The organism is Paracoccus sediminilitoris, from assembly GCF_003259195.1.
GTDB classification, from domain to species: Bacteria; Pseudomonadota; Alphaproteobacteria; order Rhodobacterales; family Rhodobacteraceae; genus Paracoccus; species Paracoccus sediminilitoris.
Genome location: NZ_QJPK01000001.1, coordinates 75,002 through 101,855 on the forward strand (window position 1 = coordinate 75,002; position 26,854 = coordinate 101,855).

The window sequence follows — 26,854 nt, forward strand, 5'->3', positions numbered from 1 at the left end:
GGTCCGGAACGCTTATTGAAAGCGCGCGCCATCGTCAATAATCTGCGCCCGACCCAACCGGAGATCACCATGACCATCGACCTGCCTTCCCTGTCGCCCTGTGACGCGCTTGTCGCGGTGATGGTGGCCGTCTCGGCTTCGGACAGCACGATCCGCACGTCCGAGCTGGTGGCGATCCAGCGCATGGTGGACCACGCGCCCGTCTTCGCCTCCTATGACGATGACCGCATCCGCGCCGTCAGCCAGACCGTGATGACGTTGTTCGACGAGGAAGACGGCCTTGACGCCATGTTCGGCCTGATCCGGGATGCCTTGCCCGAAAAACTGTATGAAACAGCTTATGCATTGGCCTGCGACGTGGGTGCTGCCGATGGACGCCTCTATGAGGGTGAAATCGTCATGCTGGCCGAGATCCGCGACCAGTTGAACATCTCTCGTCTGCACGCCGCCGCGATCGAGCTGTCGGCGCGGGTTCGTCACATCACGCTTTGATCCCGAAGGCGGTCGGCGAAAGCACCGATCATGTCCCGCTGAAGGGTCTTGGCCGCACGGGTCCACGTGCTGACCCCGGCGGGCAGCTCAAGTCCCGTGCTGGCATTCCTGCGCGGCGGATCGGTGCAGAAGATCGCGAAACTGCCCTCTCGGCCATTGGGGGTGGTCACATAGCCCGCCAGGTTGGACACGAAATTCAACGTGCCGGTCTTGGCGGCGACCTTGTGAGGGATGCTCGCGTCGTGGCCAAGATCCGCGTCAAGCGGTTCCGCTTTCAGCAATGGGCGCAGGTTCAGATCCCGCCCCGGACCATTCAGAACGCGAACCATCCCGAAGGCCGAGATCAGACTGTCGGCAGACAGGCCCGAATGATCGGCCAGCCGCATCCCCCGGCCAATATCCCCCAACCATCCACGCATTCCTTGCGCCGAGCGTTCAAGATCCTGTGCGCCACTGGCATGCAGCCCAAGCGTCTCGGCGGTCAGATTGGTGGAATATTTCAGCATGTCGCGGATGATCGTTTCAAGGGGCGGGCTGTCGTGGAACGCGACGGTCATGCCCTTGGGCAAATCATCGATGACCTCGGGGGAAGGCAGCACCACGCCCTGCGCACGGCACAGCGTCTGGAAAACGTCCCCCGCATAGCGTTCAGGCAGGCGCACAGGCAGCCAGCGACTGCCGTTCCGCCCCATCGCGGCGCGTGACACGGTCCAATATTCGCGATCTTCATCGGCGCGATAGGTGAACAGGCTGGATTGCGACGCAGGCGTTGCCGTCACGGTATAAGCACGGGGGGAATGACGGGCGGCGCGCGCCTCCAGCGAAAGCTGGTAATCGACTCCGACCCGGCGCCACCCCAGGTGGACGCGATTGAAGTTCAGCATCACCCCCGAAATCGCAGGATTGTAGGACAGGTAATCCGCCTGCTGCTGGGTGATCTGACGCATCCGAGGCAGCGCACCACCCCAGACGGCGAAACGCGTCGGGCGCGTTTGCCCGGACGCGCCAAGCTGCGCGGCAAGCTTGGCCAGATCATCGGTAGTCAGGACCGGATCACCGCCACCGGCAAGGATCAGCATGTCGCCGGACCTGATGATCCGTGTGCGAAAACGATGGGACGCGCCAAGGCGGTCCAACGCAAAAAGCGCGGTAAGGACCTTCATCGTGCTGGCGGGGGCGATCGGCAAGGCGGCATGACCAAGGGACATGGCATTCCCCCGCGCGTCGCTCAGGGCGAAACCCACCTGCCCCGGCAGGCCGGAGCCGGCGATCAGATCGCGCGGATCCGGCGCGGGGCGCACTGGTGGACGTTGTTCCAGGCCTTGGGCGAAAGCACCTCCCGGGATCAGCCCGGCAGCCAGTCCCGAAACAAGAAACCCGCGACGAGAGAGGTTCATGCTGCACCCTTTTGGCGGAGCGCGGTCGAGGACAAGCCCGACATCGGCAGGTTCAGAAAGGCCCAGGCTGGCGCAGATGCCTGTGTGATAAGGGCGGCACGGTATTCAGGGAACTGAAAGGGACGTAGCACCTGCGCTGCAACGGACCGTCGCGCCGCAAGGCGGCTGCCCGGCCGGGCCATGACGGCCATGGGCACGGTCTCTGCGATCTGGCGCCAGCGATCCCAGTGATGAAACTGCACCAGGTTGTCCGACCCCATCAGCCAGACAAAGCGCGTTCCGGGATAAAGCGCCACGACCGCCTGCAGGGTATCGGCGGTCTTGCGCAGCCCAAGGCGGGATTCGATATCGGTCACGACAATGCGGGGATCGCGGATCAACCTTCTGGCCCTCTGCATGCGCGTTTCAAGCGGGGCGGGTCCATGGGCCTTCAGCGGGTTTCCGGGGCTTGCCAGCCACCAGACCCGATCCAGCCGAAGACGCCGCAAGGCAACCTTGCTGATCAGGACATGCCCATCATGGGCCGGATCGAATGACCCGCCCAGAAGGCCGATCGTCTGGCCAGGAAATGCAAGAGGGAAACCGGTTTTCATCAGGCCCGCTTAGCCGATAGATACGGCCAAGCCAACGCCCAGATTAGGGACGGATGCCGCGCCAAACGGCCGGCATCCGCCAATGCGTCATTTCACCACGATGCGGCCGTCGGTATAGGGCTCATAGCCGCCCTGCTGCGCACCAAGGTAATCGGCCACGACCTCAGCCAGGTCGGGCCCGAAATCATAGGCATTCTGACCGTTTTGCGCAAAGGCGGCATAGCCGTCACCACCGCCCCGCATGTAGTTGTTCGTCGTCACGCCATAGGTCGCGGCGGGATCGATGGGGGCCCATTCGCCATCGGACTGCACCATGACATCGCTGATGCGTTCGCCAGCATCGGCAGCGGGATCGACGGTGTATTTCAGCCCCGAAACCTGTGCAAAGCGGCCAGCCATCTCCTCATACTGACTGGCACCGTTCTCCAATGCCTCGACGATATCAGCGCCCGTCAATTGGAAGGTTGCCAACGTGTTCTGGAAGGGCAACACGGTATAGACCTCGCCCATGGTGACATCGCCCTCATCGATGGACGCACGCAGCCCGCCGCCGTTCTGAATCGCGATCGTGACGCCCTGATCCTTGACCCGGTCCAGCATGGCGTCGGCAACAAGGTTGCCCATCTCGCATTCGCGAACGCGACAGACCTCGCGGTCTCCATTGATGGCAGCAGTGCTGGAGGCCACGACCTCGGCACGCAATTCAGCGATGGGCTGGGCCATCTCGGCCACGCGCGCAGCGATCGCCTCGTCCTCAGGGACCGTGCTGTCCAGCAGGATAGGCGCACCCTCGGCCTTGGTCAGAATACCGGCGTCATCGAAGGTCAGCTTAAGATGCCCCAGGTATTTGCTGTAAGCATAGGCCTGCACCACCGGCACCTGGACACCGTCGGCGCCATCGATCATCGTCGGATAGGCGCCGGCGGCACCTTCCATATCGCCCAGCAAGGTATGGGAATGGCCGCCAACAATCGCATCAATCCCCGGAACGGCGGCGGCAAGCTCCTTGTCGCGCAGATAGCCGACATGGGTCAGCGCGATGATCTTGTCGACACCCTGATCGGTGAGGTCCTGTACGGCAGCCTTGAGCCCCTCGACCTCATCCTGAAAGATGACATCCGCGCCGGGCGACGATGTTTCGACCGTATCGGTTGCCAATGCCGAGATGATGCCGACCTTCTGATCACCGACCTCAAGGATGGTGTGCTTACCAACCTGATCCGAAAGAATCTTGGACCGAGAAACATCCAGATTGCTGGAGATAACGGGAAATTCCACGCCATTGGTCAGCAAGGCCAGTCCTTCGGGCCCATCGTCAAACTCGTGGTTGCCCACAGCCATCGCATCATAGCCGATTGCCGTCATGAACTCGACGACGTCTTCGCCCTTATAGGTCGAATAGAACAGCGAACCTTGATACTGGTCACCAGCATCCAGCACGATCACGTTGCCGCCCTGGGCCGCGATCTGGTCACGCAACTCGCTGATCTTGCTTGCGATACGGGCCACGCCGCCAAAGCATTCGCCCGCTTCCAAGGTCTCAGCATCGCAGGTGCTGTCATATTCGTTGACCGGTTCGATCCGGCTGTGGACGTCATTGGTGTGAAGGATGTCCAGCACCATCTCGGCATTGGCGGTTCCGGCGAACAGCGCAAGCGCCGATGCAGCGGCAAGAAGGCGACGTGTCATGCATGATTCCCTTTGTGGCCCGATATGGCGGCCCCGCCAGATTGGCGCGGTGGATCATGCAGGTCAAACTTTCCCATGCGACATGGCACGACAAGATCAGATCTTGACCCGGTGCCCGTCTGAACGGCAAATACGCGCATGTTGATATACAAGGTTCTCCGCACCCCTGAATGGGCCCAGATGCAAAGCGACGGCCAGACGGCAGGCGCACCTGTCGATCTATCCGACGGCTATATTCATTTCTCTACGGCGATGCAGTTGCCCGTGACGTTATCAAAGCATTTTGCAGGGGAAAGCGGACTGGTCCTTCTGGCCTGCGATCCGCAGGCGATGAAGGATGATCTGCGATGGGAGCCTTCGCGGGGGGGTGATCTGTTCCCTCATCTCTATCGCGTCTTGCGTCAATCGGATGTCCTGTGGTCCCGCGACATCGATGGCCACGAGGCCGGGGATCTGGAATGAACCTTATTGAAAAGCTTGGCCTGACAGCTCTGCACCGCCTCGACCCCGAAAGGGCGCATGACCTGTCGATCCGCGCCCTTGCGGCGGGTGTGGCACCGTTGCACGGCATGCCTGTCACCTCGGACCGACTGCGTATCAATCTGGCGGGCATGGATCTTGCGAACCCTGTCGGTCTGGCGGCGGGGTATGACAAAAACGGACAGGCCATCAACGCCTTGATGAAGTCCGGCTTCGGCTTCATCGAAATCGGCGCAGCAACTCCACGGCCCCAGCCCGGCAACCCCAAACCCCGCCTTTTCCGTCTGACGGATCAACAAGCCATCATCAACCGCTTCGGGTTCAACAACGAAGGCGCCGAGGTGATCGGCCAGCGCCTTGCCGCGCGTTCCACAGGCATTCCCGTTGGGCTCAACCTGGGTGCGAACAAGGATAGCGAGGACCGCGCCGAGGATTTCGCCAAGGTCGTGTCGATCGCTGGTGCCAAAGCCGACTTCGTGACGGTGAACGTCTCGTCCCCGAACACGGAACGGCTTCGCGACCTTCAAGGTGCTGCTGCCTTGGCGGCGCTTCTGGACCGCGTTCTGACAGCATGCGACGCCCTGAACTCTCAGCCGCCGGTCTTCGTCAAGATTGCGCCCGACCTGTCGGATGCGGAAATATCGCAGGTGGCCTCGGTCGCAAGAAATGCAGGCTTGGACGGCATTATCGCCACGAACACCACGCTTGGTCGTGAAGGAATCAACGGCCCTCATGCTGGCCAGGCGGGAGGCTTGTCGGGTCGCCCGCTCTTTAAGAAATCAACGCGCGTCCTGGCATTGCTGCACAAGGCGACAGACGGCCAGATGCCGCTCATCGGGGTCGGAGGCATCTCCAGCCTCGACGACCTGTGGGAAAAGCTGCGCGCCGGGGCATCGGCGGTGCAGATCTATTCCGCGATGATCTACCAGGGATTGTCGATCGCACCGCGCCTGATCCAAGGTCTTGATGACCGGTTGGGTCAACGCGCGATCACTCTGCCCGAACTTTGCGGCAGCGGCACGAAAGATTGGCTCTGATCAGCCGAAATCCTGAAGACCCAACAACTGGTTCATACTGTGCGAGGGTTCGGAACAACCTGCATCGCCGATAACCCGCGCCGGCACACCCGCCACTGTCTTGCACGGAGGCACCTCGTGCAAGACAACCGACCCCGCCGCGATCCGCGAATGGTGGCCGATCCGAATATTGCCAAGCACCTTGGCTCCGGCACCTATCAGCACTCCGTCCCCGATCTTAGGATGGCGATCGCCATCCTCCTTGCCGGTTCCACCCAGCGTCACGGAATGCAGCATCGACACATCGTTTCCCACGGTTGCCGTTTCGCCGATAACGATGGAATGGGCGTGGTCGATCATCACGCCGGTTCCGATCGTCGCAGCTGGATGAATATCCACGCCGAAGCATTCCGAACAGCGCATCTGTACGAAATAGGCCATGTCGGCACGGCCATTGGTATAAAGCCAGTGGGCCATTCGATAGGCCTGCAACGCTTGAAAGCCCTTGAAAAACAGCACAGGCTGCAGAAGGCGATGGGTGGCGGGGTCCCGGTCGTAAACCGCCATCAGATCAGCGCGGGCCGCATCCCCCAGTTCGGGGGCCTCGGAATAGGCCTGATCGGCGATTTCACGAAGGATCTGCTCGCTCATTTCACCCGACGCCAACTTCAGCGAAAACCGAAAGGCAAGCGCGGCTTCCAGATTGGCATGGTGCAGCAATCCGGCATGGATCAGCGACCCCAGCAAAGGTTCGTTCGCCACGGCTTCGCGCGCCTCATCGCGCAGCTGCGCCCAGATGGCATCGCGGTCCATCGACACGGGAATTTTTTCTGCATGCAGCATATTCATATCGGGTCCGCCAGGTCGCTCGTCTTCAAGTCATAAACCAGATTTGCGACAGGGAAAAGCCGGGCGGACCCAAGCTGGTCAGAGAGGCAGACGCAGCTCCCACCAGTGCACGGACAGCCTGATGCGGCCGCCTGCAAAGGTGCCTCCCTCGGCCGAGATCGTCAAAGGCTCGGGTTGGTAATATGTCATGGGGCTTCCAAGCATCCCCCTTGCCCAAGACCCTGCATCCTTGCCAAGGTTCTGGCCAAATCGGTTGGTCGCGCCATTCGTCCCGATCCGCCAGCTGGTCAAGGTCCCCGTGATCGGCTCCACGACGCGCGCAACGGCACCAATGACCATGGCGCCCGCCGGGATGAACACATCGGTGATCATCGACGCCCCGGTTGTCACGTCGAACTCGGCCTCGGCCATTCCGGACATCAATCCGGACCCGAACGTGCCAAGGCTTTGCGCACCCGCGACCCAATGGCTGCCATCACAGATGGCCGTCACTCCCCGATCCGCGACGAAGGCCTGCATACCCCGTGCGGCGGGCACGAAGACCCATCCCCCGTTCGTCGCGACCGCCACCTGCCCCGCATGCCCCGCCCAGTCCCCCACTGGGCTCTGCGGAACCCCCCAGCACTGGCCGTCCAACGCAACCTCAGGCGGCATGGCGACTGACGTGCTTTGCAAAACCATATTCACAAGACCGTCAAGCCGCATCAGCGCCTCGTTGACGGTCACGTGTTTCTGGGCTTGGGCCGGTTGCAGCAGCGACATCTGAAGACGCGCGGTTTCATTGGACATCGAAATCTCTCCTTGCAAAAGGGCCGCGACCGAAGGTGCGCGACAACTGGCAGACCCGGACGGTGAGCCGTCCAGGTTTGATCTGGACCCATGCCAGATCCGGCAATGTCAGATGCGGGCCGGATGTCTGCGTCTCAAAGAACAGACGCCCCTCCTGCTCTAGCTGCAGAAGGTAGCTCTCGGTCTCCTCGCCCAGAGGGATGTCCGAACCATCCCATCCATCACTCTCAACTCGGCCACGCCTGATCCATGACAGGTGCCGCCCCTCCATCCGAAGATGGCAGGGCGAATATGGGCGCAGGCCGACACCCGGCGCGACCGTCGCAAGACTGCGATAGCTGGCATCGTCCGGACTGCGAAGCGCCGGCCCGATCCGCCAGAAACGCTCTTGTCCACGCGCCGAAGGGGGCAGATCGACCTGTTTGGGCGAACCGTCCAAAAGAACCACCAGGCTTCCTGCTGGCCAGATATCGGGCATGATCGCGTCGGTACCCGCCTGCCCCCGAAGCCGCTTGCTGATCTGCCAGATATTGGGGGCAATCAGCTCTGCCTTGGCGAATTGCATGACTTCCCATCCGTCGATCGTGCCGTCACCGATCGCCAGCGCATTCGCCCCAGACAGCAGCGCGCGTTCGGTCACGGACCGAAGCGGATCGTTGGTCAACCGCAGTTGCAGCGGCGCCCCCCTGTCGATGACGCCCGGACGCGCCCGCGCCAAGGGTGTCAATGTCCGCCCGATCAGCGAACGGCGGTTTAGCAACAGGTTGGTATCGAACCCACCCTCGTCATCGACCGAGGCATAGGCCGCGACCGTTCCGGGCCAGGGATAGGCTGCAACCGCCAAATGGGGTGCGTGCGGGACCTCGTCTCCGCGCAACAGCGGCAGATCCAGAAAGATGGGATGCACCGGTGTCGGTGGCGAGTAGCGACCAATCCCCCCCTGCTCCTGATAACTCAGGCGCGGAGAGTAAACCCCCAGGTCGACCCGCACAGCATCGACAGTCATCACCCCTGCCCGTTCAACGCGGTCAATGCGCCAGCGCAGGACCTCTTGGCCGGGTATGCTGGACAGGATTACGTCGCCCGGACCCAAATCCGCCATTGACGGCGGCAGGGCAAAGCGCGCCGTATCCCGCGCCACTTCGGCCTCGGCAATCCAGCGATCTGCTATGGCCTGACCTTCGGGTCGGGTCAGGGACATGGCGAATTCGCTATCGGAAACGGCTTGCCGGGCATCATCCGCCAAGGCGGATTCCGCAGTCGCCACCGAATAGTCTCCGCCAGCCGCAACGTGGCTCAGCCTGATCCGACCTGTCATGGCGCTATCGGCCAAGCGCGTCGTCTCAAATCCCGAAATGTCATCCGCAATGGCAAGCTCGTTGGTACCGATCCGTGCCTTCGCAAGTCCGTCGCGCGCCATGAATTTCAGTTTGCCATCCCGCTCGACCACATCGAAGCCATGGGCCAGCATCAGGGGCTGCAGCGCGGCACGGGCGGATTCGCTGCCTTGCAGGACATAGCCCCGGACCACCCCCGAAATCTCGCTGACATCGACATCCTCAACATTAGCAAGACGACACAGATCGCGAACCACCGCCCTCAGGGTGACAGCGCCTGCACGGCCATTCAGCCAGTGCCCCCGATCCCAAGCCGGGCCGTCGGACCACAGATCGTCCCGCCCCGGGAATGCCGGATAAGGTCGCGCGTCCCAGCACCAGACATGCGCCCTGTTGGTATCCAGCATCGCCATGCCGTCGGAATTGCGCGGGTTGTTGGCCGGATCATTCCAAAATCCCATCGATGCTTCGACATAAGCCGCCTGTATCGCATCGTCGCGAACCCCGTTCGAATAATGCGGCAGCATGCTCTCCGAGCTCATGGCATCCAGGAACTTGTTGGGCTGATTGGTCGCCTTGTTCAGCGCCGCGCAGCCCAGTTCGGTGAACCAGATCGGTTTGGACCCCGGCACCCATGCCGTGGCCTGCCGCTGTCGCACACCCTGCGGACGGTCATAGTGCAGGTTCTGCCACCACCCCGCCAGATCCTTGTAACGCCAAACCCAAGACTCGTCATAAGTGCCATCGGTGATCGGCGTCCTGATCTGCGCATCGCGGTCTGCATCGCTCGCATAGTACCAGTCGTAGCCCTCACCACCCGCGACATTCGCCTTGAGATAGTCGATGTTGTCGATCCGCCCCCAATGCGCATCCAGGTGATCGTCGCCATCGCGCCAGTCCGACAGCGGCATGTAGTTGTCGATGCCGATGAAGTCGATATTCGGGTCGGCCCAAAGCGGGTCCAGATGAAAGAACAGCTCGCCATCGCCTGGATGATGTCCGAAATATTCGGACCAATCCGACGCATAGCCGATCTTGACACCCGGACCCAGGACCTCCCGAACATCGGCCGCCAACCGACGCAGCGCCTCGACGGCTGGGTAACTGTTCTGCGGGCCCCGGATGCGGGTCATGGCAACCATCTCGGACCCGATCAGGAAGGCGTCGGTATTTCCAGCAACCGCGCACAGATGCGCATAATGCAGGATAAAACGGCGATAGGACCATTCCTCGGGGCCACCGTAGATGACGCTGTCACCAAGGCGGTGAAAATCATCGATCTTAGCCTGGCCAAAGAATTGCGCCACTTCGTCGACAGCAGCCTGGGTCATGTCCGAAGTACCCGGCAGGCCCGGGGCAACGCTTGTGGTCACGCGGCCACGCCATGGCATGACTGGCTGTTCTCCATCGCCATAGGGATCCGGCAAGTTATTGCCGGCAAGCTGCTCCATCAGGATGAACGGATAAAAGATCGCCTTTCGTCCCGTCGCAGACAGCGCACGCAGTCCTTCGATCACGGCCCGGTCGGCGGGCGTCCCGCCATAGATGGGGCGTCCTTCCTTGCGCGCGACCTCCTGCGCGGCCGCGCGACCAATGCCGCCTGCGTGCCACGGCATCTCGTCGCCATCGACTTCCCTGAACTCGACCTTTGGCTGGACCGTGCAATGTCCGATCCGCAGATCGCTGCCAAACCAGGATACGACCATGGACACCGAACCCACATTCGGAAGTTCACGACCCAAGACATCCAGTGAAGCCGAAAAATCGGTCCCCCCCATCGGCGTATTCACGTTGAAACTGCGGCTCTCTCCCAGATCTTCGCCGGTCGAAACAGGGGTCGTCGCCAGCGAGTATTCCCCCGTCCCGGGAATCATCGCGACAGCCCGCACGTCCCGGCACAGGCCCGATCCGTCACGCGCCGGACATGTCACCTCGAAGCTCAACTGCGGCATGCGGTTGCCCCAGCGTTCCAGCGACAGATTTTCCAGCACCACATAGGCAACGCCGCGATAGGCAGGCGCCTCATCGCCTTCATGGGCGGCGATGACCGGATCGGGCATCTGCCCTTCATCACCGCCATAGACGCGCATGTTCAGATCGTCGGCTGCAATCTCCTCGCCATCGGCCCAAACCCGCCCGACGCTAAGGATGGGTCCCTCGCACAACGCCAATGCCAGCGAAAGTCGATAGCTGATCTGCGTGACCTGCGGCTTGGGTGCGCCCTTGCCGCCACCGCTTTCCGAACGCGTGACCTCCTCCAACGGCGAGGCCCAGATGACATGTCCGGGAAGTCGCATCTGGCCCCAGACGCGCGGGATCGCAATGCCCTCTCCCGCGGTCTGGATACGCAGACGGTCGATGCGCCCGGTCTCGACGGCCTTGGACCCTCCGCCCAACAAACGTTGATCGATGACACGACCGGCCAAGGCACCCGCCGCGCGGCCCAGAACTGCACCCGACAGCCCAAGAACGGCACCGCCAAAACCCGCGCCAAGCGATGCACCGACCGCTGACAGGACAATCGTGGCCATAAGGGCCTCCTTTAGTGGAAATGCTCAGGGAAAACGAAAGCGCGCGGCGACCCTTGACTGCCAAGGCCGTGTCAGCGGGCTTTCGATCACCCCGTGATAAGTATAAGCGTGCAAAAAGCGCGCCTCGGCTCCTGTGACGGACAGGATGCCCAGATGCTTTGCGATGGCACCCTGACGCATGCGAAACAGCAGGACCTGACCGATCCGCCAGTCATACTGGGGTGTGACAGGCACCAGATGGCGCATCGCCGCGTCGTGCAATACCTCGGTCTGTCCGCATTCGGCCCAATCGGCGGTGTAGGCTGGCGTCGCTTCCGGCTCGGACCCGTAAAGCTGTCGCCACACACCCCGGATCAACCCCAGGCAGTCGGCGCCGCATCCCTTGACGCTGGCCTGATGGACATAGGGCGTGCCCAGCCATTCGCGCGCCGCCGCGACAATCGCATCATCCATGGCGCGCACCCGCCTGCGGCGCCATCAGCCAATCCTCGGGCGGCAGATGCGGAAAGCCTCGAAAGTTCAGGAAATTGTTGAACTTCAGCCTGCAGGTCGCAGCAGCCTTGTTGCATCCCGCGACCAGCCTAAGCCCATCACCCGGCACGGGAGGAACAGAAAGTCCCGACCACAATTCGATCGTCCGGCTGCCGTCCTCGTGCGCGGTATCATTCTTGACGATGCCGTGCAGTCCCTCGGCTGATCCGTCCAGGATCAACAGCCGTCCATGTTCGAACCAGTCGCCGGCAAAGCGCGGGAAATCCTTGAACGTAAAGATCCGCGCGTCCTTTACCTCGGCCACCGTCAACTGCGCGGCCATCACCTCGCTGTCCAGATCCACCTTGCAAGAATCGTCGCCAAGACGCGCCGCACAGCGGGGGTGATAGACCCGGCCCTGTGGAGCATTCAACCGGTCGGCCAGGCCGCGCAGTTCGGCCCGGAATGCGCCGTTGACGCGCGTCACCTCGCCCAAGGTCCCCTTGAAGACCAAGGTCCGTTGCGTCAGATCGGACCAGTCCACATTCCACATCTGCAACTGCGCATCGTCCCAACGACCCGCCATCAGATCACGTTCGGTGATCGCATCATCGTCCAGCGCGCCCGAAACCTCGGTGTTGTCCACCCCAAGTCCGGTGGCCTGCGCGATGGCCTGTGCGGTCAAACCCATATCCGGGCGATAGGTTATGCCGCCAAAGGCCAAGGGCGCGTCATGGTCCGTAAACCCAAGGGTCATGCCATCGCTGCGTCGAACGGACCAGGCCCGCGCGATTGTTGTCGTGGTCATAGCCGCACCTCGATCACCGGAATGTCGGGCACCTGTCCCGCCTGGAACGACGCGACCGAAACCGCGATCCGGTCCGTATCGAACCGCACCGGCACGTCAAATTCATACCCTGCCGTAATTTCCGCTCCGGTTTCGGGCGCCGCACCGAAGGTGATGATGCCAGAGGCATGATCAACCTCATAATTGGTCCCGATGAAGACCTCGACGCCGCCGATGCCCGCACGGACCGTGTTCAACACTGGCTTGGCAATCGGCCTGCGATAGACCGTGTCGCCCGAACGATACTCTTTGGTCAGCTGGAACCGGCGGGTCTGCCCATCACCCGTGGCAATGACCTGATCGCTGAACACCGGCGCAACCGAGGGAAGGCAGCTTTTATGATCCGACCAATCCTTCCAGCGAAACCCGTGCAATTGACCTGCGCGCGCTTCAAAGAACGCGATGACGGCACTCAGATCGTCCAGGGACCGCAGGCCCATGCCCGCGTCAAAACGACGGCGGGCATGGACCCAGGGCGTATTGCGCTGCTCGAAACCATTGGCCATGGACACGATCTCGGTCCGCCTTTCCGGGCCGCCGATGGCGCCGAAGGACAGGCCCGCGGGAAATCTCACCTCATGAAATGCCATGATGCTACCTCGTTTCAGCTGTTGCGGTCGCCGCGTGCAAGAACGCGCGACATCTGGGCGGCGATCTGCGACTGGCTCCGCTTGAAGCCCGCGACGTCGGGCGTCTGGATGTTGAACGTCACGTTGACCCCACCTCCTCCGCCCGCTGCGGCGACACCCAGTTTGCCATCCGCGCCGCGCTGCAGGGGCATGATCGCCTCGGGACCAGCTTCACCCATCAGGCCGGTCCCGCCCCGCATGGGAAACGCGGTGGGCGCACTGGCTATCCCACCGACCGCCGTGGTTCGACCTTGGGAAAAGGCGCCCCCCTTGGCGAAGGGCGTGATGGCTTGGCCAAAGCTGCCATTCCCCATGATCGACGCCACGCCACCGGCCAACGAACCCGCCAGTGCGGTTTCAACCGGTTTCATCGCAATGGAATAGACGGTGTCTGCCAAAGACTGGCCTACCGTTTTCAGCGCGTCTGACAGCTTGCCACCGTCCAGCACCAATCCATCGATGGCCCGCCCAAGCCCGCGTTCAAGGCCCGAAGACAATGTCGTCACCTCGCGCGAGGTGAACAGCATGGACTGGCGCAGGCGGCCCAGTTCCTTTTCAAATTCGCTGGTCATCTGGGCGTTGCGGCTCAGATCCTCCTCCAGCAGGTCCAACGAAGATCCGACATCGTCATTCAGCGCCATCAGCCACCCCATCCGGTTGCGCCGACACGCCCGCCCTGCCGGGCGTGTCGGGAAATTTCATCAGCAGATCCGCCAAGCGATCGCGCGTCATGCGGGCAGGAGCGGGTTCGACGCCCAGCATCAGGGCCAGCTCGGCCGGCGTCAGCTGCCAGAACTGGTCCGGCGTCAGCCTCAGATCGCGCATTCCGGCGCGCATCAGCCCCGGCCAATCCAGCGTCGAGCCGACCTTCATGCGACGTCCCGAAATGCCAGGGCGATCAGTTGGGCGGCGGCGCGGGCTCCAGCCAGCGGCCCGCCCTCGATCTGCTGTTCCAGCAGATCCTCGGCGCAGCCGACCCATCCGCCGCCGCACAGCCCTGCCACCAGCACCGCCACGATGTCGCCACTTGAAAAGCGCCCTTCCTCAAGACGTCTGACCAGGTCGGCCAAACTGTCCTCCGCGAGCCTGGCTTCAAGCTGGGCCAGCGCACCAAGGGTCAGTCGTGCGATGTGGGGCTGGCCATCCAGCACGATCTCCACCTCGCCTCGCATCGGATTGGCCATCACATCGCCTCGAACTGCAACATGCCCGCCGAAGCCATCGAGATCTCATAGGTGGCCTCGCCGTCATGGGTGCCTGCATATTCCAGCGATGTGATCTGGAACGGGCCGGACACCTGACCGAAATCCGGAATGACGATCTGGAACTGCGGCAATTCGCCGTCGAAGAAGACCTGCCGCGCACGACCGTCGCTGGCCTCGTCGCGAAAGACGCCCGAACCGGAAACCGAGGCGCTGCGCACGCCAGCACCCCCCAGCAGCTCGCGCCAGCCGCCCTCGCTCTCCATGCTGGTCACGTCGATGGTTTCGGCGTTGAAGGACAGGCGCGTGGCACGCAGGCCCGCCACCGTCTCGAACGATCCGTCACCCGACATGTCCATCTTGATCAGAAGATCGCGTCCATTCTGTACTGCCATGATCCTGTCTCCTCAGATCAGATCGATACGCGCGCGAAAGGTCAGATCGACCCGCCGGGCGGCACCGTTTTTCACTCGACGCGCCGAGGCGCGCAGAAACCACAAACCTGCAAGCCGCCCCCGCGACAGCTGCAAGGGAACCTCCTCAAGCGCATCGGCCACGGCCACCGCCGCCGCCTTGACGGCACCAAAGCCCGCACCATCGCTGCCCGACATCACCGAAATGACGAAATCATGCCGCGATCCGCGCGCCGAGGTATCGCTGGCGTCGCGCGCATCTTCGGCCCCCAGCGACACATGGACGCCGCTCGGCGCTTCGACCGGCATCGCATCGAAGATCGCATCGCCGACCAGGTCGGCCAGGGCCGGGTGGCTGCGAAGCTGCTGATAAACCGCCGCCTGAAGGGCGACGCCCGCACCATAACTCATGTCGCGTTCTCCTCTCGGGCATGGCAGGTCAGGAAGGCACCGTGCGCGTCACGCTCTGCAACGGCTTCGATCAGGAACAACCGTTCCCCTTGGCGAAAGCGCTGTCCCGCCTTGGGCCGACGCGGGTTGCCCACGGGGGCCGCCCGCACCGTGATGCGCCAGCGCACCGCGCTGATGGCGCCGTCCTCGCGGCCGGAACCCGCATCCAGCTGCGCCCAAATCATGCCAAGCTGCCGCCACGTCGCAACATGCCCGCCAAGACCGTCCGCAACCCGGTCGGCCTGCTCAAGCATCAGTTGCGTTCTCAGATCCGGCACCGCCATCAGCGCCACCCCTGATGGCCGCGTCCGGCCAAAGTGCGCACCGCGCGCCATTTCTCGATCAGCGCACTAACCCCGAACGGCAGTGCTTGGCGCAGGCCGTCCTGGCTGCGGTCATCATAATACCGCGCCGCCAGCAGGATCACCGCCTGCGCCAGATCGGCAGGCACCTGCGACCAGGCATCGCCAAAGCCCGCGATGAAGCTGACGGTGACGCTGCCCCTGCGCGGCACATGTGGCAGCACGACCCCCGTCGGCAGGATCACCGGCCTCTGCCCATCGGGCACCAGCCGCCACCCTTCCGGGGGCAGCGCGGTGATCGTACCGTTCCCATCGTCGATCTCGATCTTGTCAACCGAATGCACCGGCGCCAAGGGCAGAGACTGGCCCAGCCTGTCGCGCCAATCGTCCAGCTGCATCCGGAAGCGCCGCTTCAGCAGCACCTTGCCCGTCCGCGCCTCGATCGTGGCGATCGCGGCGCGCAGAAATCCGGTCAGCGCCGCCGTCTCGGCGGCATCGTCCGGCCCGTCAAAGCCCGAGGCAAGCCTCAAATGCCCGCGCAGCGCCGCCACCGGCAGCGCCTCCGCCGCTGGCGCCGTTTCCTCTATCAGCATCATCTTGCGAACCTCCCGTCCTGCCGTCCGCACATATCCACCAGGACACATCCCCCAGGCCGGGGGATGATCCGTCTTGTCCAGGTTCACGAAAGAAAGGAGACGCGCCCGCACGCCAGCCATCAGCACGCGCGGACAGTTGCTTCACCGGTATGACCGGCGACGCGCGCGCCCCCTTCCCCTCACCTGTCCCGCAAGGGGATCAGGTGAACTGCAGCAGCTTGACAGCGCGGAAATCGGTTACGCCGCCGCCGACGCGCTTGGTGGCATAGAACAGGACATGCGGCTTGGCGCTGAAGGGGTCACGCAGCACGCGCAGGTCGGGACGCTCCACGATTGTATAGGCGGCGTGGAAGTCACCGAACGCTACCGATTTCGAATTCGCAGCGATGTCGGGCATGTCCTCGCTGATCAGCACCGGATAGCCCAGCAGCTGCGGCACCTGGCCGACGCTCAGCGCATCGCTCCACAGGAAGCGGCCATCGGCATCCTTCATCTTGCGGATGCGCGCGGCCGTCTTTGAATTCATCACGAAGGACGCATTCGCACGGTATTTCGCACCAAGCGCATAGATTAGGTCGATCAGGCAATCGGCCTGGTTGGTCAGCGCGAAATCGGCCGACTTGCCGGTCAGCACGGTCCCGATCTGGCCGTCCGTCGCCGCCGCATTCAGCGCCGTGGGATAGGCCAAAAAGCCGCGCGGCTTGTCGACGCCATCGCCGGCGACAAAGGCCGCGGCCTCCGAACGGGCAAACTTGTCGGCGATGCGTTCCGCCAGCCAACCCTCGACATCGAACGCCGCGTCATCCAGCAGACGCTGGCTGGCCTTGGGCATGGCAGACAGCTCGTGGACCGGAATTGAGATCCGCTCGATCCCACCCGCGGCACCTTCGACCGCCGCCGCTTCCGTGGCCCAGCCCGCACCCATGTCGCCCTTGTCGACCAGCACCTCATAGGCAGCGCTCTCGATGGTCACGACATTGGCCAGACGACGCAGCGACGCACCGCCCTGCAGCACCTGCTGAACCGATGCGGCGACAGTGGGCGCCGCCAGGAAACCGCCATCGCTGGCGACGGTCAGGCCCTTCTCCTCGATGACCAGGCCGCGCAGGCCGTCATCGTCACCGCTGCGCAGATAGGCGTTGAACGCCTTCTGATGCGGCACTTCGACCTCGGCGGTTGCGGAAAGGGGGGCGCGGCCACGCAGTGCAGTCTTGCGATCGATCATGGTCATACGGTGTTCCTGTGCATTGAGTTTGGTCTGAATGTCTTCGCGAAAGCCTTTGAGTTCGCTCACGAACCCCATCATGGCCCCGCGCAGATCGGCAGGCATGTCGCCGCCGCCCGCGGCTTTCACCTCGGTCATGGTCTTCTCCTCGTCACGATGATCGGGGCGACCGCCCCTGTTGCTGGACCCACCCGCAGCGGGGTCTTGGTCCGAACCTGAACGGGACGCGCGTCATGGGCGCATCCCTGAAACCTGTCAGCCGCGCAGCGCCTGCGTTGCGGCCGTGAACAATGCTGCGACCTCGCGCAGATCGTCGGCGTCCTTGCGCCCCACCTTGGCCTCGGGCAGCATCGGGAAGGTCACCAGCGACACCTCCCACAGCTCGACCTCGGTCAGGATGCGCGCGCCCTTCTGGCTGCGCTCGGCGCGGATGGTGCGATAGCCGATCGACAGCCCGTCGATCGCGCCCGCCTGGATCAGCGCCGCCGCCTCGCGGGCCTGCGCCACCTCGGGCAGAAGCCGGCCCTTGACCCACAGGCCCGCATCATCCTCGCGGATCTCGTCCCAGACACCGATGGGGCGGGTCGGATCGTGCTGCCACAGCATCCGCACCTTGTCCCCCTTGCCCGCCAGCCGCGCCAGAGAGGCCGTAAAAGCCCCTTTTGCGACCGCATCGCCGCCTTGGTCGGTCAGGCCGAACAGGCTGGCATAGCCTTCGATCACCTGTCCGTCGGACAGCACGGGCGCGCCGCCCGCGAATTTCACTTCCAGCCCCGGAACCATCCTTCAGCCTCCTCTTGGTGCATAATCCAGTATCCCCTGGACGGCCTGCGTCAGGATCACGGCGACGACGCCATAGACGGTCATCCACAGGCGCCGTTCCAACCCTTCGATCATGGCCTCGATCCGCTCCAGCCGACGTTCGACCTGCCCGAATTGCAGCGCCATGATCCGTTCCTGCGCGTCGATCCGCTGGTCCTGCCACAGACCGTCCTTGACGAAACGCGACCCCTCCATCCTCTCAGCCCCCATCCATCGGGGGCAGGCCCAACAGCGCGCGCTTTTCCGCATCCGTCAGGAAATCCGCCGCCGCGATCCGCGCCCATTGCTGGTTGCGATCCTCGGCAAGGGCCGGGATCTGGTCAGGGTCGGGACGCAGCTCGATCTCCTCGCCCAGATGCTCGGACAGCCACCACGCAACAGACGCGGTCACCCGCGTCGCCAGCGGCAGCACCGTCAGGCGATAGAAGGCCCGGTGCGCCTCGGCGTAATTGGCATAGGTCGCATCGCCCGGAATCCCCAACAGCATCGGCGGCACGCCGAAGGCTAGGGCAATTTCCCGCGCCGCCGACAGCTTCGTCTCGTGGAACTCCATGTCACTGGGGCTGAAGCCCATCGGGCGCCAATCCAGGCCCCCCTCCAGCAACATGGGCCTGCCCGCGTTGCGTGCGCCCTGGTGGTTCATCTCGATCTCGCCCACCAGGCGATCATACTGATCGGCGCTCAGCGTGCCCTGCCCGTCCATCCCCTTGTAGATGATGGCCCCGCTTGGCCGCGCCGCATTGTCCAGCAATGCCTTCGACCAGGCCGAGGCACTGTTATGCACGTCGAAGGCCACCGCTGCCGCCTGCATGGGCGACAATCCGTAATGGTCGTCAACCGGATGGAAGCTCTTGATATGGCAGATCGGATCGGGGCTGCCCGTCATGTCGAACCGGTGCTTGCGCCCCCCCACCGCATATTCATAGGCGACGGGCCAGCCATCCGCCCCCGGCACGATGGTCATCCGGTCCGCGCGCAGGACATGCAGTTCCTCGGGCAGGCCCGCCTCGGTCAGACCCACCGCCTCCAGATAGCCGTTGCCCGACAGCAGCATCTGCCCGAACAAGGCCTCCAACAGCTCGGCCCGACCCTGCCCCGGATTGGGTCGGCGCAGCAGATCGATCGCCGGATGCATCTCGAAACGCTGATCGCGGTTGGCGCAGATCAACGGTACCGCCGCCGCCGCTTCGGCGATCAACTTAACCGAACGGAACCCCACCGGATTTCCGACAAAGCCGCCGCGCGTCAGACTGCCCGTGTCGCGCGCCGACCAGACCGTCCGCCCGCCGCCGCTGGCAAAGGCCACGACCCGGCCCGTGGCACTCGCCTTCCTTTCAGGCACGGATTGGGGCTTGCCCTCCCGTGAAAACATCCGAAACGCCATCTTCGCCTCCGTCATCTGACATGAAAAAGGGCCGACCCGCAGGTCAGCCCCTTCTTCGTTGTCCAATTTTCCTGGGGGCCATGCCCCCGCCCTGCCCGCTAAAGCCGCCGCATCTGCGGACGTCGCCAATTTGCGGCCGGCTCGATCATCAGCTCGTGCATGGCCCAGACCATGGCATCCAACCTGTCGGGGCTGCCGCGCCCTTCAAAGCCGCGAACTGTCATCTGGCACATCTGGTCCTCCAGCCGTCCCAGACCTCCCTGCCGCGCATGCCTGATCCGCCCCTGCTCATAGAGCGCGGCGACAGGCTCGGCACGCAAACCCTTCCCGCGTGACGCCCGCAGCGCCTTGAAGGGCACCAGCGGATCGATCTGCCGGATCACGCTCTCGACCATGTCGCCACCCTGGTTGACCTCGGCAACCAGACGCTCGGCCCCGTGCCGGTCCATCGCGGCGATCGCGGCCCGCGCCCAGTCCGACGGGCCGCCCCGCACGCTGGCATCCTCCAACACATAGGCCCGCCAATCGCGTGGCTCGCCCTCCATGACCACGCCCGCGACGACGATCCCGCATTCGTCGCTGGCTTTGCCATTCGTGACCGACGGATCGACCGCCACCACGACCCGGTCCAGCTTGGGCAGCTGATCGACCCGCGCGCTTTCCAGCACCGCGGTCGTCCACAGAGCGCCCTCGATATCGTCCAGCAGCACCCCGTCCAGCTCCTGCCGCCCCAACCGCGTCCCGCCATAGCGGCTCTGAACCTCGGCCAGGAAACTCTCGGCCAGATAGGCGCGGTTCGCATCCGTCGGCGCATGGGTCACCACAGTCGAGGCATTGCCAAGGATCCGCTTCAACACCCCGACATTGCGCGGCGTCGTCGTGATCACCTGCTGCGGATGCGACCCTAGCCGCAATGCGAATTGCAGCATGTCCCAGACATCCTCGGCCTTCTTCCACTTGGCCAGCTCATCGACCCAAGCGGCATCGAACTGGGGGCCGCGCAATGCCTCGGGCTCATGCGCCGAATAGACCGTCGCCGTTGCCCCATTGGCCCAGACCAACCTGCGCCGCCCGGCCTCCCAGACCGGACGGCGATCGGGGGGCGAACAGGCCAGGATGCCGCTTTCGCCAAAGATCATCACCTCGCGGACCTGGTCGAAGGTCTCCCCAACCAGCGCCACCCGATGACATTGTCCCGGCGCATCGACGGTCGGTCCCTCTACCATCTGCCGCACCCATTCCGACCCGGCGCGGGTCTTTCCCGCGCCGCGTCCCCCCATGATGACCCAGCTTTTCCAGTCACCCTCGGGGGGCAACTGGTGCGGCAGGGCCCAGAATTCGAACAGCCACGGCAGACTGCCCAAGGCGTTTTCCGACAGCCCCCCCAGGAAGGCCTCAACCTCCTCCGGCCCGGCGGAGGCAAGCCAGCCGGCGCCCGATCTCATCTCTTGCCGCGTCAAGGTCAAGGCAGCCTTCGGCGACCCCGCCCGCGATCTCTCTGCGAAGTTTGTCAACCTTGTTCCTTTCCGCCATCAGCAGCTGGACCGCCTCACGGGCGGTCTTTGCGGTGTCCATGGCCTTCTTCAGCTTGGCCGGATCAAGATCCCCGGCCTTGGCCGACACAAGCTCGGCCTGATGCCCCCGAAGGTCCTTGACGTAATCCCAAAACAGCCACCTCAGGACGGTGATCTCGTCCTCGTCGGGGGCAATTTCGGGAAACCGCAGCTCCGCCTTCTCAGGCACAGATCCGGCCACGAAAGGTCCTTCGGAGGTCGTGCCCCCGCGCCATTCCATATCGTTCATGCAAACTGTCCCGCCTCGTGTCCTGTCCGCACGAGCCGAAAGACGAAAAAAGCGGCCCAAGGTTTCCCTTGGCCGCTTGCCCATCTCTCCCAGCATGTAAAGGTTCTACCTTGGGCCGTTCGCAAAGTCAATCGCTAAACCAAGGGTTGCGTAAGGGCCGCCGGTTTCCCTTTCGATACAAGGACTTGACCACGCAACACCCCCGGCGAACGCCACGCAACATCACGCATATCAACGCGCAACATCACCCGCTGCGGCCGCAACAAACGCCGAGATCAATCCCGATTCCTTCACTCCCGGGGCCGATTCAACGCCCGAACTGACATCGACCACAGGCGCGCCGGTCAACCGCACCGCCTCGGCCACATTCTCGGGCGTCAGACCACCCGCCAGCATCCAAGGGCGCAGCCAATGCCGCCCGACCAGCAACCGCCAGTCAAAGGCCAACCCGTTCCCACCGGGCAGATCGGCCCCTTTAGGCGGCTTGGCATCGACCAGCAGCATGTCGGCCACCAACCCGTAATCCGTCAACGCCGGAAGATCCTCCGGCCCGCTGATGCCGACCGCCTTCATCACCGGCAATCCCATCAGTTCCTTGACCTCGGTGACCCGATCCGGCGTCTCCGACCCATGCAGCTGAATGATGTCCAACGGCACCTTCGCCAGAACCTGCTGCAGCAGCGCATCGTCCGGGTTCACGAACAACCCGACCTGCGCGACGCCCACCGGGACCAACTGCGACAACTGCGACGCTTCATCCGCTGTCACGGCGCGCGGCGATTTCGCAAAGAACACGAACCCCACGAAACGGGCCCCGGCCTCGGCGGCGGCATGGACATGCGCAGGCTTGCTCAGCCCGCAAATCTTGACATCGGCCACCGCTCAGCGCGCCGCAGGCAATTGGGCACGCCCGGTTGCAGGGCGGCTCTTGACCGAAGGCTGCTCAAGGATCGCCAGCACGTCGTCGCGCGGCGCGGCATGGTTCTCACGCAGCTGCCCGACCTCGTTCTCCAGCTGCTCGACCTTCAGGCTCCGCTGACGGGCGGTCTTGCGGATACTGGCTTCACGCATCCATTCCCAGATCAGGCCGGCCAGCATGCCAAGCGCGAAGGCGACAAAGATGACCAGGAACAGCGGCACCGCCACTGACCATGTCCCGCCAAGAAACTGCCCCAGATTGGCAGGAAACAGCGACAACGTGACAACCTGCCTGTTCGCCAAGGCAACGGCGACCAGAACCAATGCCAGGAAGGCCACGAAGATCAGACGGATAAAGCGCATGGGGGGTGTCCCTTGAATTGTCCCGCCCGGTCGCGCCAGGCTTGGTCCCTTTTACGACGCTCAGGCGTCGCCGTTCAACCTGTCACGCAACAGCTTGCCAGTCTTGAAAAAGGGGACGTGCTTTTCCTCGACCTCGACTGCCTCGCCGGTCCGGGGATTGCGCCCGACGCGGCTATCGCGCTGCTTGACCGAAAACGCGCCAAAGCCGCGCAACTCCACCCGGTCGCCACGCGTCATGGCGTTGATGACTTCCTCGAACACGGTGTTGACGATGCGCTCGACATCACGACGGAACAAATGCGGATTCTCGTCAGAGATCATCTGGATCAGCTCGGAACGGATCATGCCTTCCCCCAAATAGATGCGTTCTGCACGCCGCTTGGCGACGGGAACAGCTCAATGGGGGTAATCGCCCCCGTCAGCCCGCTCAACGCGACACAGAAGTCACTGGTTTCATAGCGTTGTCAGCTTTATCCGTTTCGCGCAAGGCACTTGGACGGGGTGCATGCATATCAGGCAAAAAAAAGCCCGCCCCGGAAAAACCGGGACGGGCAGTGGCTTGGCCATCAGGCTGGATCAGTTCTTGCTGCCCAGCGCCGCGCCAAGAATGTCGCCCAGCGACGCGCCCGAATCCGAGCTGCCATACTGGTCGATCGCTTCTTTTTCTTCAGCAATCTCGCGTGCCTTGATCGACAAACCCAGACGACGGGTCTTGGTGTCGACGTTGGTGACGCGTGCGTCGACCTTGTCACCGACCTGGAAGCGCTCGGGGCGCTGGTCCTGGCGGTCACGGGCCAGATCGCTGCGGCGGATGAACGACTTGACGCCGTTATACTCGACCTCGATGCCACCCTCTTCAATCGCGGTGATCTCGGCGGTGATGATCGAGCCGCGCTTCACGCCGTCCACAGCTTCCGCCATGCCTTCGTTCTCAAGCGACTTGATCGACAGCGAGATACGCTCCTTCTCCACGTCCACGTCCTGAACGACGGCCTTGACGACGTCGCCCTTGCGGAAGTCCTGGATCGCGTCTTCGCCGCGTGCATCCCAGCTGATGTCCGACAGGTGAACCATGCCGTCGATGTCGCCGTCAAGACCCACGAACAGACCGAATTCGGTGATGTTCTTGACTTCGCCTTCGATGACGGTGCCGGTCGGGTGGGTTTCGGCAAAGACTTCCCACGGGTTGCGCATGGTCTGCTTCAGACCCAGCGAAACGCGACGCTTGGCTTCGTCGATCTCCAGAACCATCACTTCGACTTCTTGGCTGGTCGAGACGATCTTGCCCGGATGGACGTTCTTCTTGGTCCAGCTCATTTCCGAAACGTGGACCAGGCCTTCGACACCGGCCTCCAGCTCCACAAAGGCGCCGTAATCGGTGATGTTGGTCACGCGGCCCTGGTGGACCGACTCGATCGGGAACTTGTCGGCGACCGTATCCCACGGATCGGCCTGCAGCTGCTTCATGCCCAGGCTGATGCGGTGGCTGTCCTTGTTGATCTTGATGACCTGGACCTTGACGGTCTCGCCGATCGCCAGGATCTCGGACGGGTGGTTGACGCGACGCCATGCCATGTCGGTAACGTGCAGCAGGCCGTCAACGCCACCCAGATCGACGAAGGCGCCGTATTCGGTGATGTTCTTGACCACGCCGTCGACCGTCTGACCTTCGGTCAGGTTGGCGATGACTTCGGCGCGCTGTTCGGCACGCGATTCTTCCAGAATGGCGCGGCGCGACACGACGATGTTGCCACGGCGGCGATCCATTTTCAGAATCTGGAACGGCTGCTTCAGACCCATCAGCGGGCCAGCGTCGCGCACGGGGCGGACATCGACCTGCGAACCGGGAAGGAACGCAACAGCGCCACCCAGATCGACCGTGAAACCGCCCTTGACGCGGCCAAAGATCGCGCCTTCGACACGCTCTTCGTCGCCATAGGCTTTTTCCAGACGATCCCAAGCTTCCTCGCGGCGGGCCTTCTCACGGCTGATGCTGGCTTCGCCACGGGCGTTCTCGACGCGGTCCAGATAGACCTCGACTTCGTCGCCGACGCTCAGGTTGGCGTCTTCACCGGGGTTCGCGAATTCTTTCAGATCAACGCGGCCTTCCATCTTGTAGCCGACGTCGATGATGGCCTGGCCTGCCTCGATGGCAATGACGCGGCCTTTGACAACCGAACCTTCGTCCGGGGTGTCGATCTCGAGGCTTTCGTTCAGAAGGGCCTCGAACTCCTCCATAGTCGCTTTAGCGCACATGCGTGTTCAGTATCCTTTATGTGTCTTTTACTGGCCTGACGGTTGGCTCCGCCGGTCTTTATGATGTCGGTCCGGACAACGACAAAGGGTCGAGGCTTGACACCCGACCCGTCTGTAAGCGGCCTGTTCTGACCATGTCGCCCGTTTGACTGCGCCCGCTATAAGCGCATTTTCCGCGAAACTCAACGCTTAAACGCGCCTCCAGGGGCCGTTTGCCCGGCTATAGGTGCTGATTACCGGTTCCTCGAAGGCATTCACGCCCATCGGCGCGACGTGATGTTCGACATGCAATTCGGTCCCGTCGATGATCAGCAACGCGAACTCGTTCTTCATGTCGCTCAGCCGTGCGCAAAGCGCGGTGCCGCCCTGCACCTGCAGGATCTGCGGCCAGCGTCCGGTCGCCAGCACCTTGTCCACCGCCCAGCGATGCAGATGCCCGCTCAGCACGACATGGACGCCCGCCTCCTGCAACCTGCCCATCGCCTCCTCCGCACGGCGCGCGGGCTGCTTGTCGATGCCGGGCAACTGCTCCATGGGATGGTGCAGCGCCACGATATTGGTGGCCGACGGGTCCAGCCCGCCGATCACCCGCCCGATCTCTCCACGCCGGATCTTGCCCCGCTGCCAGGAATACGGATCGGCACTGTTCAGTGCAAAGACCTGCGCCTGCCCCACCCGCGCCGTCGGCGTCACATCGGGCCCGAAATACTCGCGGAACCCCGAGAACGGCCAGAACAGCCGCGCGATGGGGTTCAACAGCGGAACGTCGTGATTGCCCGGCATCAGCATCACCGGCGCGGTGATCCGTCCCAGAAAATCCTGCGCCAGCTGCATCTGTGCAGGCAATCCGCGATGGGTGATGTCGCCCGACACGACCACCAGATCGGGCCGCAACGCCTCGATCCGGCTCAGCAGCGGGCCGATCAGCTCGCTGCGGTGAAATCCGAAATGCAGGTCGGTCAGATGAATGATGCGGGTCACGACCGCCCCCGCACATCGTCGGTCTTGTTGCTGCCGTCGGCGGGCAACAGCACCTTCAGCGCGCCATGCCGCACCTTCAGGTCGAAGGGGCTGTGCAACACGGTCTTTTCGCCGTCATGCGCCACCAACTGACGTTTCTTGGGGGTGCGCATCTGCAACCGGTCCGTCACGATCAGGTCGAAATCGCTGTCCTTGGCGCTGTGGCCCATGGCCAGACGCAAGGCCGAGCGGATCAGGGGCAAAGGCTGACGCGCCTTGGCGATCAGCACGGCGAACTTGCCATCGCGGATGCCATCAGCCCCCTCCAGCCCGAAACTGTCCAGCTGATAGGCGCTACGGGCGACGAAGACCAAGGCACTGGTATATTCGCGCTCCTGCCCGTCGACCTCGGCGATCAGCTGCATCGGGCGGCGAAGGCGACGCAGCGCCACCAGCACCGACCAATAGGCCGCGATCCGCGACCGCCCCCATCGCTTATAGATCCCTTCGCGAGTCTTCAGGATCTGCGGATAGGCGCCAAGGCTGACATTGTTCAGAAAGACCAGATCGTTGATGTCACCGACATCCGTGGCATCGACACGCCCGTCCAGCAGCGTCTCAAGCGCGCTGTCGATGTCCTCGCCCACGCCCAGATCGCGGGCGAAATAGTTGAAGGTCCCGCCGGGCAGCACGCCCATCACCGTGTCGGTTCCCGCCAACGCGCCCGCGACCGCCGATTGCGTGCCGTCACCGCCTGCCGCGATCACCAGATCGAACCCCTCGGTCGCGACCTGACGTGCCAGCGCCGGCAATTGCGCCCCCTTGCGGCTCTGGCGCAGCTGAAAGCTGCCGCAGGCCGGGGCCAGCTGCGATTGCAGCTTGTCGGTCAGGGCCTGATGTTTCTTCTTGCCCGAACTGCGGTTCATGACCACGCAGACCTTTGCCGAAGCAAGGTCGAAGACGTCCGAATTCTGCTGCATGTAATGCCTGTCCCCGGGCCCGTTGGTTCACCATTCTCCAGCGCAACACCGGATGGCAGG

Annotated in this window: 31 protein-coding genes; 3 read left to right on the forward strand and 28 right to left on the reverse strand. The window is 63.4% G+C overall.

Features of this window, described 5'->3' with window-relative positions; all coding sequences use genetic code 11:
* The first annotated feature begins 69 nt into the window (after positions 1–69).
* Positions 70–492, forward strand: coding sequence for a tellurite resistance TerB family protein (locus DKT70_RS00345; RefSeq protein WP_111557849.1), 423 nt, complete (start codon positions 70–72; stop codon positions 490–492).
* Here DKT70_RS00345 and dacB read toward each other — a convergent pair.
* The 3 genes from dacB to DKT70_RS00360 all read right to left on the reverse strand — a co-directional run bounded on the left by dacB (position 477) and on the right by DKT70_RS00360 (position 4,171).
* Entirely contained in the window at positions 477–1,889 is a 1,413-nt protein-coding gene (dacB, locus tag DKT70_RS00350; protein WP_111557311.1) for a D-alanyl-D-alanine carboxypeptidase/D-alanyl-D-alanine endopeptidase, read from the reverse strand. The genes DKT70_RS00345 and dacB overlap by 16 nt on opposite strands.
* Entirely contained in the window at positions 1,886–2,482 is a 597-nt protein-coding gene (locus DKT70_RS00355) for a nicotinate-nucleotide adenylyltransferase (RefSeq protein ID WP_111557312.1), read from the reverse strand. The genes dacB and DKT70_RS00355 overlap by 4 nt, the downstream gene beginning before the upstream one ends.
* 87 nt (positions 2,483–2,569) lie before the next feature.
* On the reverse strand, positions 2,570–4,171 hold the full coding sequence (locus tag DKT70_RS00360; protein ID WP_111557313.1) for a bifunctional metallophosphatase/5'-nucleotidase: 1,602 nt from the start codon (positions 4,169–4,171) through the stop codon (positions 2,570–2,572).
* A 138-nt stretch (positions 4,172–4,309) separates the two neighbouring features.
* On the opposite strand from DKT70_RS00360, the gene DKT70_RS00365 reads away from it, so the two are divergent.
* Together DKT70_RS00365 and DKT70_RS00370 are read left to right on the forward strand one after the other, a co-directional pair.
* Positions 4,310–4,633 carry a DUF952 domain-containing protein gene (locus tag DKT70_RS00365; RefSeq protein WP_111557314.1) on the forward strand — a complete coding sequence of 108 codons (324 nt, stop codon included), beginning with the start codon at positions 4,310–4,312 and terminating at the stop codon, positions 4,631–4,633.
* Entirely contained in the window at positions 4,630–5,688 is a 1,059-nt protein-coding gene (locus DKT70_RS00370; protein ID WP_111557315.1) for a quinone-dependent dihydroorotate dehydrogenase, read from the forward strand. The genes DKT70_RS00365 and DKT70_RS00370 overlap by 4 nt, the downstream gene beginning before the upstream one ends.
* Here the strand turns inward: DKT70_RS00370 and cysE are convergent, their stop codons facing one another.
* The 25 genes from cysE to DKT70_RS00495 form a co-directional block, all read right to left on the reverse strand.
* Complete coding sequence (cysE, locus tag DKT70_RS00375; protein ID WP_199559518.1) at positions 5,689–6,480, reverse strand: serine O-acetyltransferase; 792 nt, start codon at positions 6,478–6,480, stop codon at positions 5,689–5,691.
* 114 nt (positions 6,481–6,594) lie between these two features.
* Entirely contained in the window at positions 6,595–7,305 is a 711-nt protein-coding gene (locus tag DKT70_RS00380) for a DUF2793 domain-containing protein (RefSeq protein WP_111557317.1), read from the reverse strand.
* The gene (locus DKT70_RS00385; RefSeq protein ID WP_111557318.1) at positions 7,295–11,173 is read right to left on the reverse strand and encodes a baseplate multidomain protein megatron; all 3,879 of its coding nucleotides are present in this window, start codon (positions 11,171–11,173) and stop codon (positions 7,295–7,297) included. Before DKT70_RS00385 ends, DKT70_RS00380 begins: the two co-directional genes overlap by 11 nt.
* A 24-nt stretch (positions 11,174–11,197) precedes the next feature.
* Positions 11,198–11,626: an NlpC/P60 family protein gene (locus DKT70_RS00390; protein WP_111557319.1), complete on the reverse strand. Its 429-nt coding sequence runs from the start codon at positions 11,624–11,626 to the stop codon at positions 11,198–11,200.
* Positions 11,619–12,452: a DUF2163 domain-containing protein gene (locus DKT70_RS00395; protein ID WP_111557320.1), complete on the reverse strand. Its 834-nt coding sequence runs from the start codon at positions 12,450–12,452 to the stop codon at positions 11,619–11,621. Before DKT70_RS00395 ends, DKT70_RS00390 begins: the two co-directional genes overlap by 8 nt.
* The gene (locus tag DKT70_RS00400; protein WP_111557321.1) at positions 12,449–13,081 is read right to left on the reverse strand and encodes a DUF2460 domain-containing protein; all 633 of its coding nucleotides are present in this window, start codon (positions 13,079–13,081) and stop codon (positions 12,449–12,451) included. Before DKT70_RS00400 ends, DKT70_RS00395 begins: the two co-directional genes overlap by 4 nt.
* Positions 13,082–13,095: 14 nt before the next feature.
* Positions 13,096–13,761: a phage tail tape measure protein gene (locus DKT70_RS00405; protein ID WP_407672176.1), complete on the reverse strand. Its 666-nt coding sequence runs from the start codon at positions 13,759–13,761 to the stop codon at positions 13,096–13,098.
* Positions 13,748–13,993, reverse strand: a complete 246-nt coding sequence (locus DKT70_RS00410) for a rcc01693 family protein (RefSeq protein ID WP_111557323.1) — start codon at positions 13,991–13,993, stop codon at positions 13,748–13,750. The genes DKT70_RS00405 and DKT70_RS00410 overlap by 14 nt, the downstream gene beginning before the upstream one ends.
* A complete protein-coding gene (locus tag DKT70_RS00415) occupies positions 13,990–14,304 on the reverse strand; it encodes a gene transfer agent family protein (protein WP_111557324.1) in 315 nt (104 codons plus the stop codon). The genes DKT70_RS00410 and DKT70_RS00415 overlap by 4 nt, the downstream gene beginning before the upstream one ends.
* On the reverse strand, positions 14,304–14,717 hold the full coding sequence (locus tag DKT70_RS00420; RefSeq protein ID WP_111557325.1) for a phage major tail protein, TP901-1 family: 414 nt from the start codon (positions 14,715–14,717) through the stop codon (positions 14,304–14,306). The genes DKT70_RS00415 and DKT70_RS00420 overlap by 1 nt, the downstream gene beginning before the upstream one ends.
* 12 nt (positions 14,718–14,729) lie before the next feature.
* Complete coding sequence (locus DKT70_RS00425; protein ID WP_111557326.1) at positions 14,730–15,146, reverse strand: DUF3168 domain-containing protein; 417 nt, start codon at positions 15,144–15,146, stop codon at positions 14,730–14,732.
* Complete coding sequence (locus DKT70_RS00430) at positions 15,143–15,469, reverse strand: head-tail adaptor protein (RefSeq protein WP_111557327.1); 327 nt, start codon at positions 15,467–15,469, stop codon at positions 15,143–15,145. Before DKT70_RS00430 ends, DKT70_RS00425 begins: the two co-directional genes overlap by 4 nt.
* A complete protein-coding gene (locus DKT70_RS00435) occupies positions 15,469–16,083 on the reverse strand; it encodes a head-tail connector protein (protein WP_111557328.1) in 615 nt (204 codons plus the stop codon). Before DKT70_RS00435 ends, DKT70_RS00430 begins: the two co-directional genes overlap by 1 nt.
* Before the next feature lie 199 nt (positions 16,084–16,282).
* Entirely contained in the window at positions 16,283–17,446 is a 1,164-nt protein-coding gene (locus DKT70_RS00440) for a phage major capsid protein (protein WP_111557329.1), read from the reverse strand.
* 117 nt (positions 17,447–17,563) lie between these two features.
* Positions 17,564–18,091 (reverse strand): HK97 family phage prohead protease, encoded by a 528-nt coding sequence (locus DKT70_RS00445; protein ID WP_072297880.1) that lies wholly within the window; start codon positions 18,089–18,091, stop codon positions 17,564–17,566.
* Positions 18,092–18,094: 3 nt separating this feature from the next.
* A complete protein-coding gene (locus DKT70_RS00450) occupies positions 18,095–18,325 on the reverse strand; it encodes a GTA head formation protein, RCAP_rcc01685 family (protein ID WP_072297881.1) in 231 nt (76 codons plus the stop codon).
* A gap of 4 nt (positions 18,326–18,329) precedes the next feature.
* The gene (locus tag DKT70_RS00455; RefSeq protein WP_199559501.1) at positions 18,330–19,514 is read right to left on the reverse strand and encodes a phage portal protein; all 1,185 of its coding nucleotides are present in this window, start codon (positions 19,512–19,514) and stop codon (positions 18,330–18,332) included.
* A 98-nt stretch (positions 19,515–19,612) separates the two neighbouring features.
* Positions 19,613–20,959 (reverse strand): DNA-packaging protein, encoded by a 1,347-nt coding sequence (locus DKT70_RS00460; protein WP_111557330.1) that lies wholly within the window; start codon positions 20,957–20,959, stop codon positions 19,613–19,615.
* Positions 20,910–21,413: a permease gene (locus DKT70_RS00465; protein WP_233490353.1), complete on the reverse strand. Its 504-nt coding sequence runs from the start codon at positions 21,411–21,413 to the stop codon at positions 20,910–20,912. The genes DKT70_RS00460 and DKT70_RS00465 overlap by 50 nt, the downstream gene beginning before the upstream one ends.
* A 135-nt stretch (positions 21,414–21,548) precedes the next feature.
* Entirely contained in the window at positions 21,549–22,196 is a 648-nt protein-coding gene (locus DKT70_RS00470) for a phosphoribosylanthranilate isomerase (RefSeq protein ID WP_111557332.1), read from the reverse strand.
* A gap of 3 nt (positions 22,197–22,199) precedes the next feature.
* Positions 22,200–22,598, reverse strand: coding sequence for a LapA family protein (locus DKT70_RS00475; RefSeq protein ID WP_111557333.1), 399 nt, complete (start codon positions 22,596–22,598; stop codon positions 22,200–22,202).
* Between the two features lie 60 nt (positions 22,599–22,658).
* On the reverse strand, positions 22,659–22,943 hold the full coding sequence (gene ihfB / locus DKT70_RS00480) for an integration host factor subunit beta (protein WP_111557334.1): 285 nt from the start codon (positions 22,941–22,943) through the stop codon (positions 22,659–22,661).
* Positions 22,944–23,174: 231 nt separating this feature from the next.
* Positions 23,175–24,854 carry a 30S ribosomal protein S1 gene (gene rpsA, locus DKT70_RS00485; RefSeq protein ID WP_072297886.1) on the reverse strand — a complete coding sequence of 560 codons (1,680 nt, stop codon included), beginning with the start codon at positions 24,852–24,854 and terminating at the stop codon, positions 23,175–23,177.
* A 189-nt stretch (positions 24,855–25,043) separates the two neighbouring features.
* Entirely contained in the window at positions 25,044–25,835 is a 792-nt protein-coding gene (locus DKT70_RS00490) for a metallophosphoesterase family protein (RefSeq protein WP_111557335.1), read from the reverse strand.
* Positions 25,832–26,794 carry a diacylglycerol/lipid kinase family protein gene (locus DKT70_RS00495; RefSeq protein ID WP_111557336.1) on the reverse strand — a complete coding sequence of 321 codons (963 nt, stop codon included), beginning with the start codon at positions 26,792–26,794 and terminating at the stop codon, positions 25,832–25,834. The genes DKT70_RS00490 and DKT70_RS00495 overlap by 4 nt, the downstream gene beginning before the upstream one ends.
* Positions 26,795–26,854: the final 60 nt, after the last annotated feature.

Bases quoted from the DNA above. Each gene is read 5' to 3' on its own strand.
- DKT70_RS00345 (WP_111557849.1), top strand. From the start codon at position 70: ATGACCATCGACCTGCCTTCCCTGTCGCCCTGTGACGCGCTTGTCGCG.
- dacB (WP_111557311.1), bottom strand. From the start codon at position 1,889: ATGAACCTCTCTCGTCGCGGGTTTCTTGTTTCGGGACTGGCTGCCGGG.
- DKT70_RS00355 (WP_111557312.1), bottom strand. From the start codon at position 2,482: ATGAAAACCGGTTTCCCTCTTGCATTTCCTGGCCAGACGATCGGCCTT.
- DKT70_RS00360 (WP_111557313.1), bottom strand. From the start codon at position 4,171: ATGACACGTCGCCTTCTTGCCGCTGCATCGGCGCTTGCGCTGTTCGCC.
- DKT70_RS00365 (WP_111557314.1), top strand. From the start codon at position 4,310: ATGTTGATATACAAGGTTCTCCGCACCCCTGAATGGGCCCAGATGCAA.
- DKT70_RS00370 (WP_111557315.1), top strand. From the start codon at position 4,630: ATGAACCTTATTGAAAAGCTTGGCCTGACAGCTCTGCACCGCCTCGAC.
- cysE (WP_199559518.1), bottom strand. From the start codon at position 6,480: ATGGACCGCGATGCCATCTGGGCGCAGCTGCGCGATGAGGCGCGCGAA.
- DKT70_RS00380 (WP_111557317.1), bottom strand. From the start codon at position 7,305: ATGTCCAATGAAACCGCGCGTCTTCAGATGTCGCTGCTGCAACCGGCC.
- DKT70_RS00385 (WP_111557318.1), bottom strand. From the start codon at position 11,173: ATGGCCACGATTGTCCTGTCAGCGGTCGGTGCATCGCTTGGCGCGGGT.
- DKT70_RS00390 (WP_111557319.1), bottom strand. From the start codon at position 11,626: ATGGATGATGCGATTGTCGCGGCGGCGCGCGAATGGCTGGGCACGCCC.
- DKT70_RS00395 (WP_111557320.1), bottom strand. From the start codon at position 12,452: ATGACCACGACAACAATCGCGCGGGCCTGGTCCGTTCGACGCAGCGAT.
- DKT70_RS00400 (WP_111557321.1), bottom strand. From the start codon at position 13,081: ATGGCATTTCATGAGGTGAGATTTCCCGCGGGCCTGTCCTTCGGCGCC.
- DKT70_RS00405 (WP_407672176.1), bottom strand. From the start codon at position 13,761: ATGGCGCTGAATGACGATGTCGGATCTTCGTTGGACCTGCTGGAGGAG.
- DKT70_RS00410 (WP_111557323.1), bottom strand. From the start codon at position 13,993: ATGAAGGTCGGCTCGACGCTGGATTGGCCGGGGCTGATGCGCGCCGGA.
- DKT70_RS00415 (WP_111557324.1), bottom strand. From the start codon at position 14,304: ATGGCCAATCCGATGCGAGGCGAGGTGGAGATCGTGCTGGATGGCCAG.
- DKT70_RS00420 (WP_111557325.1), bottom strand. From the start codon at position 14,717: ATGGCAGTACAGAATGGACGCGATCTTCTGATCAAGATGGACATGTCG.
- DKT70_RS00425 (WP_111557326.1), bottom strand. From the start codon at position 15,146: ATGAGTTATGGTGCGGGCGTCGCCCTTCAGGCGGCGGTTTATCAGCAG.
- DKT70_RS00430 (WP_111557327.1), bottom strand. From the start codon at position 15,469: ATGGCGGTGCCGGATCTGAGAACGCAACTGATGCTTGAGCAGGCCGAC.
- DKT70_RS00435 (WP_111557328.1), bottom strand. From the start codon at position 16,083: ATGATGCTGATAGAGGAAACGGCGCCAGCGGCGGAGGCGCTGCCGGTG.
- DKT70_RS00440 (WP_111557329.1), bottom strand. From the start codon at position 17,446: ATGACCGAGGTGAAAGCCGCGGGCGGCGGCGACATGCCTGCCGATCTG.
- DKT70_RS00445 (WP_072297880.1), bottom strand. From the start codon at position 18,091: ATGGTTCCGGGGCTGGAAGTGAAATTCGCGGGCGGCGCGCCCGTGCTG.
- DKT70_RS00450 (WP_072297881.1), bottom strand. From the start codon at position 18,325: ATGGAGGGGTCGCGTTTCGTCAAGGACGGTCTGTGGCAGGACCAGCGG.
- DKT70_RS00455 (WP_199559501.1), bottom strand. From the start codon at position 19,514: ATGGCGTTTCGGATGTTTTCACGGGAGGGCAAGCCCCAATCCGTGCCT.
- DKT70_RS00460 (WP_111557330.1), bottom strand. From the start codon at position 20,959: ATGAGATCGGGCGCCGGCTGGCTTGCCTCCGCCGGGCCGGAGGAGGTT.
- DKT70_RS00465 (WP_233490353.1), bottom strand. From the start codon at position 21,413: ATGCTGGGAGAGATGGGCAAGCGGCCAAGGGAAACCTTGGGCCGCTTT.
- DKT70_RS00475 (WP_111557333.1), bottom strand. From the start codon at position 22,598: ATGCGCTTTATCCGTCTGATCTTCGTGGCCTTCCTGGCATTGGTTCTG.
- ihfB (WP_111557334.1), bottom strand. From the start codon at position 22,943: ATGATCCGTTCCGAGCTGATCCAGATGATCTCTGACGAGAATCCGCAT.
- rpsA (WP_072297886.1), bottom strand. From the start codon at position 24,854: ATGTGCGCTAAAGCGACTATGGAGGAGTTCGAGGCCCTTCTGAACGAA.
- DKT70_RS00495 (WP_111557336.1), bottom strand. From the start codon at position 26,794: ATGCAGCAGAATTCGGACGTCTTCGACCTTGCTTCGGCAAAGGTCTGC.